The sequence below is a fragment of the Roseovarius sp. YIN77 genome (assembly GCF_057219155.1).
Window position 1 is genome coordinate 1 of record NZ_JBXVVI010000022.1, and the last position, 13,880, is coordinate 13,880.

Sequence of the window (13,880 nt, forward strand, 5' to 3'; positions counted from 1 at the left end):
GATCAGCGGAAACCATCAAGGCCAGCGGGCTTAAGTTCCGCGCGAACAGGCCGGACACAAGACCGTATCTGACAAATTGCCTATCACCTCGAAAAAAGTCTTGCTTTGCAGGAGACATCCACACAAGACAAAGCTCGCATGGTTCCCAACATTTCCCTGAATTCCCAAATGCTTGGCCACCGATCCATCTCGCATGCGAAACAACAAAACATCTCCGGTCTCAGCTTGCTCAATTGACTTGACTTTTAGATGCCGGATCGCTGCCAGCCACAATCGTTCCTTGCCCGAAGGTTCAGACCAATCAGACGTATAGGGGGGTATGGTTTCTGGTTCGGATCCGTAAAGTGATCGCCAAACACCCCTTAACAATCCTAAACAATCTGCCCCTGCCCCGATCAGACTCGCCTGATGCAAATAGGGTGTGCCGATCCAACGGCGCGCTTCATTTGCCGCACGTATCCCGACCAATCTTTGGTCATTCATCGCTTCAAACTTCCACCCGTGTTCCGGCCAGACCGGGTCGGATAACTTATCAACCAATCCTCCCCCGGGATGTCCGGAAAGCCCCGAAAGTTGATGAAATTGTTGAATTTGAATTTGCAGGTTTCCTCGCGCTTGTCGCAACCGGCCTCGACACGAACAATATCTCCCGGCTGAACATCGGCGCGAAGACTGTCCCACAACTCAATCTTTCTCCCCACCCCACTTAGTCGGTCATTCTTAATCAACCCGATCAGACCTTTGGCAGCACCCGACAGTACCGTCAGACGTCCCCCCTCGAACCACTGATCAGCAAACCCAGCCAAATCGATAAACTCAAACTTGGACCCGCCATCAACAACACCAACCGGGTGCTCCGCAAAAAACCCGGGTTGGCTAAGATCAAATTGACAAAGACGATCTCCCAATACGGCCGAACAGGGTTTTTGGAACACCCGCCCTTGGGGTTGATTCAACGCCTCCGTCAACCCCCGCAGTTCCGCATGAAAGGCTCCGTCTCGGCGAGCAATTTCACCCAAAGTTCCCCGAAACAGCTTTTGCCGTGCCGACACGTCGCACCAGTTGACGAGCCAGGCCTCGACAATCGCCCCATCAAACCGGCCCGCCAAAATATCCGCCTCTGTGATGGCAGAACTGCTTAGCGCTCCAACAGCTTCGGTATTATCTACGGCAAGCCCTGTCCCTGATGACAATGCCTGCGCCGTCATCCCCGTGTCAGCACGAAATTCGATCCCATCGAACGTCAGGGGCAAATCATGATCAGTGAACCCCAAGACCAATCCATCACGCCTCTCTATCTTCCAGCACCAGCAAACTGTGGTGCGACCAGACCTCAGATGCGCGTCCCATTCAGAAAGTTCCCCCATCAAATCCGCACCTCTACCACGGGCACCGATGGCACCTCTCCTGCCTGAAAACTTTCGACCGAAACCTGAATGGCCTCTGTGTCAAACCGCACCGGTACATCAAACTCAAACCCTGCTGTGATCTGAGCACCTGCATCCGGTGGGCTGTTGAATCGAACAAGCCCTGCCGCAACATCAACGGTGTAATCCACCCCTTCGAACACTTCAGCTCCGCCAACCCCAACACGAACCCGACCTGCCACCGGTTTGGAAATGGGTCGGGAATATTTATGGGGCCCTGACGTATATGTTTTGATCAATTGAATATCGGCGACGGATCCATCCCCTGTCGCAATAACCTGATCATCAAAGGCGATGTCTGTTGCCGTCATTGATGTTTTGTAGTCGGACCAATCTTTCCAACGAAATCCGTACATGCGGCCAAGTCTGGCCTCAAAAAACGAAATCAACTGATGCAAATCATCCAGGGATCGCATCCCAAGCCCCGCATCATAGCGACGCTTTGAATGCGCCCAGGGTGTATTGCGTTCCTCATACCCATTTGCCAGCGTCACCACTTGCGTCCGCCGTTCAGGTCCACCGACAGAACCAAAGCTCAGTGTCGTCGGAAACCTAACCTCATGAAAACTCATCCGAACTACTCCTCTCCAGCTGCGTGAGATGGTATTACATTTCGCAAAATGTTGCCCGGCAGACGCTCAAATGCCCCGGGTCATTTCTGCGATCAGCTTTTATTTTTCATCGATTGCGGGCACCGCGCCCCAATACTCGACCCATTTGGGCGGCAATCTGGGTCTGGCTGCGCTGAAACCCGGCCACATCAGGGGTGCTGATATTCATCACAAGATTTACCGCGCGACCGCCGCCTTCGGCCCGAATCCCCAGCCGCCCGTCGGCCCCACGCGACAGCGGCATGATCGCCTCTGGTCCGGCTTCCCCCATCAGCCCGGTTGCGCCACGCATCGGGAAATAGGTCGGCCCGCTGACAACACCGCCATCGGCAAAGGGCATCACCCGCCCCTGTGCAAACCCGGCCCCATCGACGAACTGGAACAACCCGCCAAACAGGCTGTTGATCCCACCGGCAACCAATCCACCCAGCGCATCGGTGACAGGCCGGGTTGCAATGGCATAGGCGCTATCAAGAATGGACCGCGTGATCCCTTCCAACGCATCGCTTAACGTGGCTTCGCCCAGCAAAATGCCATCCAACGCCCGCTTTATTCCCTGGCTCGTCGCCGAAGACAATTTTCGCATTTCGCTGGTTGTTCCATCAATTGCAGTCTGGGTACGGGCCAGTTCCATTTTAAACGCACTGGTCAAATCGGTCGCTTGCCCCATGACATCCTGCAGCGCGTCTAATTCGTTCTCGAATGCCCCAAGTTTATCGTCATCCGTCATTCGGATTGCCCTCCTATTGTGTCGGGGAATGCTTTCAGCAACGCCTCCAACCCGGCGCGTTGCATAGGCTTTGCGTGATCGCGCCCCAAGATCAGCATCAGTTCAGCCGGGGTTAGCGCCCAAAACTCAGCCGGCCGCAGACCCGCCCTGTGCAGACCCGCTTTCAACAACAGGGCCCAATCAATCCGCGGCATCTGCCGCCTCGGGAAGCACAAAGGCACAGGTCAATAGCCGCGCCGCCACCCGCGCGGCCTGCAACGGCCCACCCGCAATGTCTGCCACCAGCAGATCAGAGGCCTGACCTTGCCAACCGCCGCCCTTCAGCCCGGCCAGCAGCAAGGCCATAACGTCTCGCGCGCTGAAGGCTTCTGCCTCGAACCTCTCCACCAGGGCGACCAAAGTATCAGCGCCCAGAGATGCCTCTAGCTCCGCCAGAGCCCCAAGTGTCAATCTGCACACATGCGCCTCGCCATCGATAGTCAGGCTGACCTCTCCCCTCCAAGGATTTGCCATACTCAGATCGCCGTGAATGTCAGCGCCCCAGCAGAGGCCAGCGACAATTCATAGGTCGCTTCGCCGTTATGCGAGCCCGCGTATTCGACAGAGGTGATCATGAACGGCCCTTCAACGATGCCGAAATCCGGGATAATTACCTGAAAATCAGGCACTTCACCGTCAAAGAATATCTGGCGCGCGCGTTCATCCGTCGTGGCATCCTTGAAAACGCCGGAGCCAGAAACGGAGGCCGATTTCACCCCCGCCCCCGATAGCAATTCACGCCAGCCCCCCTGGCTCTCCAGGTTTGTGACATCCACTGCCTCGGCGTTAAAGCTGATGCGCGTAGCGCGAAGCCCAGCGATGGTTTGAAACGATCCGCTGCCGGTCTGGTCCAGCTTGATCAACAGGTCTTTGCCGTTTTGGGCAACCATTGTGTTTTCTCCTATGGAATTGGGTGGTCATCCACGCGAGCGCGGAATCTCAGATCAATGCGCCGGACCGCTCCTGTTCCGACACGACGGGCCGTAGCCCGGTCAAATTTCAGGTAGACAAGCGTGCCACGGGCAAGTGTCAGATCGACGTCTATCAACGCATCTGATACGGCCCCGGCTACAGATTTGGCATTGCTAAACCCCGCCGCGTCACTGATCACGTTGATGGTGAACAAATGTTCTGACCCACTGCCGGAACCATCCGATTTGTCACGTACATCTTCGGGGCCAAGGCTAACGTAAGTGCCCGGTATCTCCCCTGACGGAAGCGTGTCATATACATGCGCACCCACCAACGCCACCAACGCTGCATCTTGCACCAGATGCTGATAGATCGCGGTCTGCAGGGCTGAAGAAACTGCATAGCTCATGCGATACGCTCCTCTCTGGCCCGACATGTCAGAAACCGGCCGCATGGATCAGCTTCTGTCACCGACAGGATGTGGAATATCCGCCCACCCTCACGAAATCGTTGATCCGGCCTTGGACGAGAGGGCACCCCCACTGGTGTCGCCCGCACGGTAATCTTCAGCATCTGTTGCGACACCGTCGACAAATCCTGCGCCTGCTCGCGCCCGGACCCGGCCCGGACTTCAGCCCATAACGATCCCAATGCAATCCAGTTTTGGGTGAACCCACCCGCACCATCCGGTACGCGCTGCGCCTCTTCCAGCACCAGCTTGCGCGTTAGTTCGGGTCGTCTCATGCGCGGCCACCCAGCAGGCGTACTGTTTTGTAGCGCTGGATCAAGGCGCTGACCCCTGTGGGCATCAACCCGCGAATGCCGGGCAAATCCCCTTCGGCGCGCACCTCATAGTAATGCGCTGCCAACAGGAACACTGCTTGGGCCAGATCATGCGGCACCGAAGCCCAGTCGGCGCCAAATCCCGACTGCATCTTGATCTCTGCCAACCCGGCAAAAGGAATATCCGGCAATGCGGCCGCCGTCGCCAACACTTTGGGCCGGTGCGTATCTGTCATCAGCGCATAGCGCTCCGCCGCCACCACGGCCTCCACCCCGTTTGGGGACACAAGCTTGAAAGAGGTGATCGCCGTTACCGGTGCCACGGGCAAAGCTTGCTCCTGCTCATCACGCCAGGCATCAATCACCCACATGAATTCCCGCGACACCAGGATTTTACCTGTTCGAGCCTCAATCGCCGACATGGCCGCGCGAAACATACGTTCCAGCAACCCATCCTGTGCTCCGTCGTCGGCAAAGCCAGATCCCAGCTTCAAATGCTCCCTGAACTCCGCCAGCGGCAGGGCAGAGACAGGAACCGTGCTCTGTTCATTCAATATCATGGAAATCTCCCGCTATTCCGCCCTCCGCCAAATACCGGGCGCATCCCGTCCCGGCCGCTCGGACGGAGGGAAACAGCTAGACGACAAGGGATGCCGGCATGCGCCCAGACGGGCCGTGTTCCCACGACCCGCCACGTTCAGCGAATTAGCTGACCGCGAATTTCAACAGCTTGATTGCCGCAAAATCGCTGACATCGCCACCGACGCGCTTGGTCGCGTAGAACAGAACATGCGGCTTGGCAGAGAACGGATCACGCAAAACCCGCAGATCAGGACGTTCGGCAATCGTGTAGCCAGAGCCGAAATCACCAAAGGCAATTGCATGGGCATTGCTGGCAATATCCGGCATATCCTCGGCGATCAGTACCGGATAGCCCATCAGACGCGCAGGCTCCCCGGCTGCCAGACCATCAGACCACAAGAACCGGCCATCCGCATCCTTCATCTTGCGAACGGCGCCGGCGGTTTTCGAATTCATCACGAAGCTCGCATTGGCGCGATATTCAGCGCCCAGCGCATAGACCAGATCGACAACCGCATCACAAGGGGAGGCGCCCGAGAAATCGCCATCCACGCCGGTTGCGATATAGCCCAGATTGCCCCAGGTCCAACTGTCATCAGCCACAGTCGCATGGGTCAGGAACCCTTTGGGTTTGTCCACACCATCACCAGCAACAAAAGCCGCGGCCTCCGCCCGTGCAAACTTGTCGGCGATGCGTTTGGCCAGCCAGCCCTCGATATCAAACGCCGCATCATCCAGCAGACGCTGCGAGGCTTTGGGCAAGGCGCTCAATTCATGCAGTGGGATGGTGATCCGGTCAAACTGCGGCGTACCGGTTTCTGTTGAGGGGCCTGCCTCCGTTGCCCAGCCTGCACCCATTTCCGTGTGATCAACCAGCACGTCAAACGACGTCGCCTCGACATTCACCACATTGGCAACCGATCGCAACGACGATGTGCCAAATAGAACACCCTTGATGGTTTCCGCTGTTTCCGGGTCTACCAGAAATCCACCATCGGCAGACACCGATGTGGACATGGCCTTGCCCTCCATTTCCAGCCCCCGCAACGCATCATCATCGCCAGAGCGCAGATAGGCGGCAAAGGCCTTTTGATGCGGGGCGTTGTTTTCGGCAGTGGTCGATAGTGCCGGGCGTGCGGCAGTGATGGTCTTGCGTTCAAACATAGTCAGTTTTTCATCCTGTTTGTTTAGCTTTGCGTTGATATCATTGATTAATCCGGTCAGCGCGGTCTTGACCTCCGCCACCGGTGACGGGTCCGCAGGCACAACAATCCCCACGCCCCGAGCCTTCGTCTCGGTTTCTTTCATCTTCGTTCCTGTCAGTTATGTGGCGCGCGTCAGCGGGCCAGTGCCTGGCGCGCCTCGTCAAAGACCTGCGCCAATTCCAGCATCAGATCGCCATCAGACGCTTCACCCTTGGCGGCGATCCGTGCCTCCGGCAGCATCGGGAATGTCACCAGCGACACCTCCCAAAGCTCCAGTTCCGTCAAGAGCCTGCGCCCATGACCATCGCGAGAGGCCGTTTTCGTGCGGTATCCGATCGACAACCCGTCAATCGCCCCCGCCCCGATCAGCGCGGCGGCCTCTCGCCCTTTTTCCAACTCGGTCAGAATGCGGCCTTTGACGTAAAGACCTTTCGCATCCTCCCGAACCTCGTCCCAAATCCCGATGGGTTGGCCCGGATCATGCTGCCACAACATCTTTACCTGCCGCCCAGCTGTTTTCAGCCCCGCCAGTGATTTGGCATAGGCTCCCGGCTGCACCACATCACCGCCCTGATCGCCTTTACCAAACAGGCTCGCATAGCCCTCAATCCGGCTACCATCAGTGATCTGCACGCCTTCCTCCAGACGACAGAATTTCACCTCCAGCCGATGTTCTTGATAGTTTTCCAACTCTCCTACCTTTCTTCTACGGTGCCGTTTCAATCAGCGTCGCCACACCCTGCGCAAGGATCACCCCGACAACGCCATACACCGTCAACCAAAGCCGCCGTTCCAGCCGCTCCATAACTGCCTCAATTCGATCAAGACGTTGATCTAAAACCGTAAATTGCACCTGAACAACACGTTCGTTGGCCTCAATCCGGGCCGCCGCCGCATCAAAGCTGTCATAAAGGAACCGCGATCCGCTGCGATGGCCTTCCTTCACCGGATCGCTCATACATCATCCGCACGCGCAGGCAGTCCCAACAGCGCGCGTTTCTCGGCCTCGCTCAGAAAATCCGCCGTAGCAACTCGCCGCCACTGCGCTTCACGCTCCGTGGCCAATGCAGGCACCTGATCCAAATCCGGACGCAACCCAACTGCTTCGCCATGAAAACGCATCAGCCAATCCGACACACTCGCCGCCACCTTGCTGACCAATGGCAGCACCGTCAGCCGGTAAAAGGCGCGATTCGCCTCCTGATAGTTGGCATAGGTTGCATCGCCGGGGATGCCTAACAGCATTGGAGGCACGCCAAAGGCGATGGCAATCTCTCGCGCCGCCGACTCTTTGGTTTTCTGAAATTCCATGTCCGACGGGCTGAACCCCATTGGCTTCCAATCCAGTCCGCCTTCCAACAGCATGGGTCGCCCGGCATTTGCCGCCCCCTGATGATGCGCCGCCATTTCATTTTGCAGTCTGTCATATTGATCCGACGTCAACTGCGATTGCCCATCCGCCCCGTGATAAACAATCGCCCCTGACGGCCGCGCCGCATTGTCCAACAACGATTTCGACCAGCGCGAGGCCGCATTATGCACATCCACCGCGTTCGCTGCCGCCTGCAAGGGCGACAACCCATAGTGATCATCCTGCGGATGGAAGGTTTTGATGTGACAGACCAACGGCTGTTCCCCAGCCACATCGAACCGATGCTTACGCCCACCAACACGGTATTCATAGGCCACCGGCCACCCGTCTGCCCCCGGCACCACATGCATCCGGTCCGACCGCAGCACGTGCAGTTCCAGCGGCAACCCCGCCTCTCCTTGTACGGCCTCCAGATAGCCATTCCCGGACAACAGCAACTGCCCATAAAGCGCTTCAAACAACTCCGCCCGACCCTGCGCCCCGTTTGGGCGCCGGATCAACGCCGCGAGCGGGTGAACCTCATACCGCTGCCCCTGATCTTGCACGGCCAGGGGCACAGCTGCAGCGGCCTCCGCGATCAGCTTTACTGCCCTAAATCCGATCGGATTGGCTGCAAAGCCTGCCTTGGTCAACGACACCGTATCGCGCGCCGACCACGCGACGCGACCACCTGAATGATAAGCAATCACCGGCCCCGCGGCAGAGGCTTTCACCTCCGGCAACTCACCCCCGCTCTTCTTCAAAAAATCGAACATATGCCACTCCTCGTTCAGCCATAGCTCCGCCCTTCCGGCAAACCGGGCCCTGTTTCATTTTGCTCTAAATACTCCCGCCGGAGGCGCTATATCGCCGCGCAGCGATACCCTCACAAGGCGCGCACGCCCGGTCGCCGCCATTTCGCCGCCGGAGCGATGATCAATTCGTGCAACGCCCAAACCAAAGCATCGACCCGATCCGGACTTCCTGCTCCCTGAAACCCCTGCAGGCTCATCAGGCACATCTGGTCTTCCAACTGGGACAAACCCGATAAATGACCAACACGCCCCTGCTCATACAAGGCCGCGACCGGCTCGGCCCGCGCGACCTTGCCTTTGGACGCATGAACGCCCCGGTAGGGGACCAAAGGATCAATCTGCCGGATCACGCTCTCGACCAGATCGCCCCCCTGATTAACTTCGGCGACGAGCCGATCCGCCCCATACGTCTCCATCGCCCGAATAGCCGCGCGCGCCCATTCATCTGGCGATGCGGCACTGACGGTAGCATCATGCAAAACCCAGGCCCGCCAGTCTTGTGGCGATCCCTTTGTCACCGCCCCCACAACGATGATCCCGCAAGCATCCGACGTCCCGCGACCGGTGACCGGCGGATCCACCGCGACGACAATCCGGTCCAGATCGGGCGCGGTTGAAACCCGCGCCGCCTCCAGCCGCGCGCGCCGCCACAACGCGCCCTCGGTATCTTCCAGCAACTCTCCTTCCAGTTCCTGCCGCCCCAATCGCGTGTCTCCATAACGCGCCTGCATCTCGGCTAGGAAAGAGGCCGCAAGATGAGCCCGGTTTGCCTCTGTCGGGGCCTTTGTGACCACCGTGCTTGGATTGGCCAGTATCGCTTTTAACACCTGCGCGTTTCTAGGCGTTGTGGTCACACAGGCGCGCGGCTCCTCCCCCAAACGCAGGGCAAATTGCAGCATGTCCCAAGCCTCCTGCCCCTTGCGCCATTTGGCAATTTCATCAGCCCAGGCTGCATCAAACTGCGGACCTCGCAGGCTTTCGGGCTCATACGCGGAAAATATCTGCGCCACTGCACCATTGGGCCACAGCAACCGGCGACGTGCCGACTGCCACTCAGGCCTGCGATCGGGTGGCGAACAGGCCATGATCCCGCTTTCGCCAAAAATCATCACCTCTCGTACCTGATCTATGGTCTCGCCGATCAGCGCCACACGACAGGCCCGTCCCCGATCCCCGGGCCGCGCCCCCTCAACTTGCGTTCTGATCCATTCAGCCCCGGCGCGGGTTTTGCCTGCTCCGCGCCCCCCCATGATGACCCAACTGCGCCAATCTCCCTCATGCGCCAATTGGTGCTCCATCGCCCAGAACTCGAACAGATAGGGTAGCGCCAGCAGGGTCTCCTCACTCAACCCCGCCAGAAATGCTTCCTGCATCTCCAGCGGCGCGGAGGCGAGCCAGACGGCGCCCGACCTCATCGCGTGCGGCGCCAAGGTCGAGCTCATTTGCCCGACCGGCATCACCGTCTTTCTTGCGACATTCTTCAAGCCTGTCCCTTTCCTGTAATGCCACCCGCAAGGCACCATGCACCTGCCGTAAAACCTCGCGGCTGTTGTGCTGCACATGGCCGTTCTCACGCTTCGCGCGTGACAACAATTCCCTCAACTCCCCCACGGATTGCTCGTATTCGGCGATGGCGGCCACAAGGATTTCTTGGGCCGCCCGCCGCTCCCCTTCGGGTTTTTCAGATGTCATATGGTCTCTCAACCTGCCTCTCATGCTGTCCGCACGAGCGAAACAGAAAAGCGACCACCGGGTCACCCCGGGGCCGCTTGCCCACTTCTTCTAGCTTGCCCAAAGGTATACTTGCGCCAGCGCGCAATGTCAAGAGAATTCATCTAACAATACACGCTCTATGGTTGTAATTGATTGTTAACTATCCTTACAACACTATGATTTATATATGTAATAACTCACACTCTTACGCACAATGCCATCAATGAACCCACTTCCATCATCAGGCATTTAATCGCTTTCGCCGGCTCGCATCGCATGCTGACCCACAAAAAGAATAACCCGCCTTAAGGCGGGTCTCTGTTAAGTTGATCATTGGGATCAGAACCAATCAGTTCGCGGATCCCTGTGCCTCAATCGCGCGCCATTTGGCGACATTGCGATTATGCTCTGCCAGTGTTTCGGCAAACGCATGACCGCCTGTACCATCGGCCACAAAAAACAGATAATCAGACTCTGCCGGGTTCAATGCCGCCTCGATACTGGCCTTGCCGGGATTGGCAATCGGTGTTGGTGGAAGCCCTGCAATGACATAGGTGTTCCACGGGGTTTCACGGCGCAGCTCGCTCTGGCGCAACCCGCGCCCCAGTGTACCCTGTCCCTTGGTGATGCCATAAATCACCGTCGGATCGGTCTGCAGCTTCATCCCCTGCCGCAACCGGTTGATAAAGACAGAGGCCACAAACCCCCGTTCATCCGGCAGGCCGGTTTCCTTTTCGATGATAGAGGCCAAGATCAACGCCTCCTCCGGCGAAGCAATTGGCAGACCATCAGCGCGGTTCAGCCATGCTGTTTCCAGATTCGTCGCCTGCTCTACCTGCATCTTGTCCAACAACTCATTGCGATCCGCCCCGGCATATACATCCTCGCTGATGGCCGCCAACACACCCTCCGCAGGAACCTCTGCGATCTCACCTGTCAGAAAATCCGCCTGACGCAATGCGTCAACGATCTGCCAACTGGTTACGCCTTCGGCCATGCTGATCCGGTATCGTACATCCGGATCTTGGCGCAGCTCCAAATAGGCGCTTGGCACCTCATCTCCAGCGGGGTCAAACCGCGCAATCTCTTCGTACCGATTGCTTTCCAGATTCAGCTCACTGATCTCGATCCGGCTGCTTGTGATACCGATTTGAAACTTTACCTCAGTCCCGCAGGTCGAATTGCCCTTACCCGTGACAGTCGCGATAATTTCTTCCATTGAGGCGCCCGGCGAAATCAGAAAACTTCCCGCCTTTAGCCGCGAAGTATCGCGCCCGGTATATTCAGCCCCCGCACGAAAGACATAGGCATTGCCAATCGCCCCACGCGCCTCTAGCGCCCGGGTCACGCCGGCAATGGTGCGCACCTCACCGCCGACGCGAAAACAGATCGGATCCGTCAACGGCCCTTCGGCATTAAATTCGTTCTTACCCCACAGGATGACACCCGCCGCACCAAAGGCCAGCACGACCAGCAAGGTCAGCCCGTTAGAGGCCAATGACTTCCACATCAGTCAGCGACCCGGCGCAGTACCAAAGAGGCATTGGTTCCGCCAAAACCAAAGGAATTGGACAGCGCCACGTCGATATCACGTTTCACGGCCTTGTTCGGCGCCAGATCCAACGGGGTATCTACAGCCGGAGTATCGAGGTTCAGCGTCGGCGGAGCCACCTGATCACGAATGGCAAGCACACAGAAAATCGCCTCGACAGCTCCCGCAGCCCCCAACAAGTGACCGATCGATGACTTGGTCGAGGACATGGTCGCGGTGGCTGCTGCATCGCCCATCAGGCGTTCGACTGCGCCCAGTTCGATCGTATCGGCCATAGTCGAGGTGCCATGCGCGTTAATATAATCCACATCACCTGGCTCAACGCCCGCACGCTTCAACGCCGCCGTCATCGACCGGAAGCCGCCATCACCGTCCTCAGACGGGGCGGTGATGTGATAGGCATCGCCCGACAGGCCATAACCGATCACCTCGGCATAAATCTTTGCACCGCGCGCTTTGGCATGTTCGTATTCCTCCAGGACCACGACACCGGCACCCTCGCCCATCACGAACCCGTCGCGATCGTCGGAATAGGGACGGCTCGCCTTTGTCGGATCCTCAGCATGTTTGGTGGACAGCGCCTTGCAGGCGTTGAATCCGGCAATGCCAATCTCGGAAATCGGGCTTTCGGCACCACCCGCGATCATCACATCGGCATCATCCAGCTGAATCAACCGCGCCGCATCGCCGATGGCATGGGCGCCAGTGGAACAGGCAGTCACAACCGCGTGGTTCGGCCCCTTGAAGCCAAAACGAATTCCCACCTGGCCAGAGACCAGATTGATCAGCGCCCCGGGAATGAAAAACGGCGACACCCGGCGTGGGCCTTTTTCTGCCAGCAGCACGGCAGTATCGGCGATAGAAGACAGCCCCCCGATTCCAGAGCCAATCATCACACCGGTGCGCAACCGGCTTTCCTCATCCTCGGGCATCCAGCCCGCGTCCTTTACCGCCTGATCGGCCGCGGCCATGCCGTAAAGGATGAAATCATCGACCTTGCGGCGTTCCTTGGGCTCCATATAGGCGTCTGGGTTAAACGTGCCATCAGACCCGTCCCCCATCGGAATTTCGCAGGCATATTTGGTTGTCACCCGTTCCGGGTCAAACCTGGTGATCGTTCCGGCACCCGACTGCCCGTCCAAAAGGCGATTCCAGGTGACATCCACCCCATCCCCCAGCGGTGTTACCATTCCCAATCCAGTGACAACTACTCGACGCATGCCCCAGTCCTTTTTCTACTTATGCCGACCATTAGCCTTGGTGATACCCCGGCAGGGCGCATATGGGCAAGCCCGCTTCACGCCCGCCTGCATAATGATACGAAAAACCCCCATGGTCCCAGGACCACAGGGGTTTGATCAGATTATCGAGGGTCTTGCTTAAATCCACTCTGCCACGGTTTCCGCAGGTTCGGCACGGGCCACAGCAAGCGCTTCTTCCAGGGCGATGGATTTGTTGAACAATGCCCGTCCCACCTGGGCACCAGCAATATTGCGCACGTATTTCAGACGAGAGATGTCGTCCAGACTGTCTGCAATACCGCCAGCAATCACCGGGCTGCGCGCGGCACCAGCCACGGCCGAGATCATTCCGACAGATCCGTCAGAATCACCGGCGTAGTTGTCAACGTCGGTCACCAGGATCGACGCCAAAGGCGCCGTTGCGAATTCCTGCACAAAGCTGGCAGGATCAAAAGCGGTAGAAGCGCGCCAGCCGTCAATCACCACGCTGCCCTGATAAACATCCACCGCCAGAACGATCTGGTCGGGATAAAGCTTTGCAGCCTCTTTAACGAAATTCGGATCACGTACAGCCGCTGTCCCGATGACAACGCGCCCGATGCCCAAATCCATGGCCTTGGAAATATGTTCCATGGTTCTGAACCCGCCAGCCAACTGGATTGGTGCCCCGGCCTGACGGATAATATCCAGCACGAGTTCGCTGTTCGCAGTTTCACCAACCACCGCGTTCAGGTCGGTGACATGTATCCACTCCGCACCAGCATGAGCAAATTTCTTTGCCGTGTTTACCGGATCCACATGCCAGATTGTCGGCTCATCAACATTGCCCCTATTCAGGGTAACGCAATGACCGTTCTGAAGTTCGATCGTAGGGAAAATGATCATGAAGTTAGTCCTCCGGGCAAATGACAGTGCCTAT

General features: G+C 57.9%; 19 protein-coding genes. All 19 read right to left on the reverse strand.

The window, feature by feature from the left end; translation table 11 throughout:
* Nucleotides 1-30: 30 nt before the first annotated feature.
* The 19 genes from AC2D8P_RS14670 to AC2D8P_RS14760 all read right to left on the reverse strand — a co-directional run bounded on the left by AC2D8P_RS14670 (nt 31) and on the right by AC2D8P_RS14760 (nt 13,846).
* The gene (locus AC2D8P_RS14670) at nt 31-483 is read right to left on the reverse strand and encodes a C40 family peptidase (protein ID WP_484703549.1); all 453 of its coding nucleotides are present in this window, start codon (nt 481-483) and stop codon (nt 31-33) included.
* Complete coding sequence (locus AC2D8P_RS14675) at nt 480-1,367, reverse strand: DUF2163 domain-containing protein (RefSeq protein ID WP_484703550.1); 888 nt, start codon at nt 1,365-1,367, stop codon at nt 480-482. Before AC2D8P_RS14675 ends, AC2D8P_RS14670 begins: the two co-directional genes overlap by 4 nt.
* Entirely contained in the window at nt 1,367-1,999 is a 633-nt protein-coding gene (locus AC2D8P_RS14680; protein WP_484703551.1) for a phage distal tail protein, Rcc01695 family, read from the reverse strand. The genes AC2D8P_RS14675 and AC2D8P_RS14680 overlap by 1 nt, the downstream gene beginning before the upstream one ends.
* A 106-nt stretch (nt 2,000-2,105) precedes the next feature.
* A complete protein-coding gene (locus AC2D8P_RS14685; protein ID WP_484703552.1) occupies nt 2,106-2,768 on the reverse strand; it encodes a phage tail tape measure protein in 663 nt (220 codons plus the stop codon).
* Nucleotides 2,765-2,962, reverse strand: a complete 198-nt coding sequence (locus AC2D8P_RS14690) for a rcc01693 family protein (protein WP_484703553.1) — start codon at nt 2,960-2,962, stop codon at nt 2,765-2,767. Before AC2D8P_RS14690 ends, AC2D8P_RS14685 begins: the two co-directional genes overlap by 4 nt.
* The gene (locus tag AC2D8P_RS14695; RefSeq protein ID WP_484703554.1) at nt 2,949-3,281 is read right to left on the reverse strand and encodes a gene transfer agent family protein; all 333 of its coding nucleotides are present in this window, start codon (nt 3,279-3,281) and stop codon (nt 2,949-2,951) included. Before AC2D8P_RS14695 ends, AC2D8P_RS14690 begins: the two co-directional genes overlap by 14 nt.
* A gap of 2 nt (nt 3,282-3,283) precedes the next feature.
* Complete coding sequence (locus AC2D8P_RS14700) at nt 3,284-3,697, reverse strand: phage major tail protein, TP901-1 family (RefSeq protein WP_484703555.1); 414 nt, start codon at nt 3,695-3,697, stop codon at nt 3,284-3,286.
* An 11-nt stretch (nt 3,698-3,708) separates the two neighbouring features.
* A complete protein-coding gene (locus tag AC2D8P_RS14705; RefSeq protein ID WP_484703556.1) occupies nt 3,709-4,128 on the reverse strand; it encodes a DUF3168 domain-containing protein in 420 nt (139 codons plus the stop codon).
* Entirely contained in the window at nt 4,125-4,463 is a 339-nt protein-coding gene (locus tag AC2D8P_RS14710; RefSeq protein ID WP_484703557.1) for a head-tail adaptor protein, read from the reverse strand. The genes AC2D8P_RS14705 and AC2D8P_RS14710 overlap by 4 nt, the downstream gene beginning before the upstream one ends.
* Nucleotides 4,460-5,062 carry a head-tail connector protein gene (locus AC2D8P_RS14715; RefSeq protein ID WP_484703558.1) on the reverse strand — a complete coding sequence of 201 codons (603 nt, stop codon included), beginning with the start codon at nt 5,060-5,062 and terminating at the stop codon, nt 4,460-4,462. Before AC2D8P_RS14715 ends, AC2D8P_RS14710 begins: the two co-directional genes overlap by 4 nt.
* Before the next feature lie 145 nt (nt 5,063-5,207).
* On the reverse strand, nt 5,208-6,392 hold the full coding sequence (locus tag AC2D8P_RS14720) for a phage major capsid protein (RefSeq protein WP_484703559.1): 1,185 nt from the start codon (nt 6,390-6,392) through the stop codon (nt 5,208-5,210).
* A gap of 29 nt (nt 6,393-6,421) precedes the next feature.
* Nucleotides 6,422-6,979, reverse strand: a complete 558-nt coding sequence (locus AC2D8P_RS14725) for an HK97 family phage prohead protease (RefSeq protein ID WP_484703560.1) — start codon at nt 6,977-6,979, stop codon at nt 6,422-6,424.
* A 16-nt stretch (nt 6,980-6,995) separates the two neighbouring features.
* Nucleotides 6,996-7,247 (reverse strand): GTA head formation protein, RCAP_rcc01685 family, encoded by a 252-nt coding sequence (locus AC2D8P_RS14730; protein WP_484703561.1) that lies wholly within the window; start codon nt 7,245-7,247, stop codon nt 6,996-6,998.
* Nucleotides 7,244-8,416, reverse strand: coding sequence for a phage portal protein (locus AC2D8P_RS14735; RefSeq protein WP_484703562.1), 1,173 nt, complete (start codon nt 8,414-8,416; stop codon nt 7,244-7,246). The genes AC2D8P_RS14730 and AC2D8P_RS14735 overlap by 4 nt, the downstream gene beginning before the upstream one ends.
* A gap of 110 nt (nt 8,417-8,526) precedes the next feature.
* Nucleotides 8,527-9,870: a DNA-packaging protein gene (locus AC2D8P_RS14740; RefSeq protein ID WP_484703563.1), complete on the reverse strand. Its 1,344-nt coding sequence runs from the start codon at nt 9,868-9,870 to the stop codon at nt 8,527-8,529.
* The gene (locus tag AC2D8P_RS14745; RefSeq protein ID WP_484703564.1) at nt 9,797-10,147 is read right to left on the reverse strand and encodes a hypothetical protein; all 351 of its coding nucleotides are present in this window, start codon (nt 10,145-10,147) and stop codon (nt 9,797-9,799) included. The genes AC2D8P_RS14740 and AC2D8P_RS14745 overlap by 74 nt, the downstream gene beginning before the upstream one ends.
* A 370-nt stretch (nt 10,148-10,517) precedes the next feature.
* Nucleotides 10,518-11,678 carry an endolytic transglycosylase MltG gene (gene mltG, locus AC2D8P_RS14750; RefSeq protein WP_484703565.1) on the reverse strand — a complete coding sequence of 387 codons (1,161 nt, stop codon included), beginning with the start codon at nt 11,676-11,678 and terminating at the stop codon, nt 10,518-10,520.
* Entirely contained in the window at nt 11,678-12,940 is a 1,263-nt protein-coding gene (fabF, locus tag AC2D8P_RS14755; RefSeq protein ID WP_484703566.1) for a beta-ketoacyl-ACP synthase II, read from the reverse strand. Before fabF ends, mltG begins: the two co-directional genes overlap by 1 nt.
* Before the next feature lie 159 nt (nt 12,941-13,099).
* Complete coding sequence (locus tag AC2D8P_RS14760; RefSeq protein WP_484703567.1) at nt 13,100-13,846, reverse strand: 1-(5-phosphoribosyl)-5-[(5-phosphoribosylamino)methylideneamino]imidazole-4-carboxamide isomerase; 747 nt, start codon at nt 13,844-13,846, stop codon at nt 13,100-13,102.
* Nucleotides 13,847-13,880 lie beyond the last annotated feature (34 nt).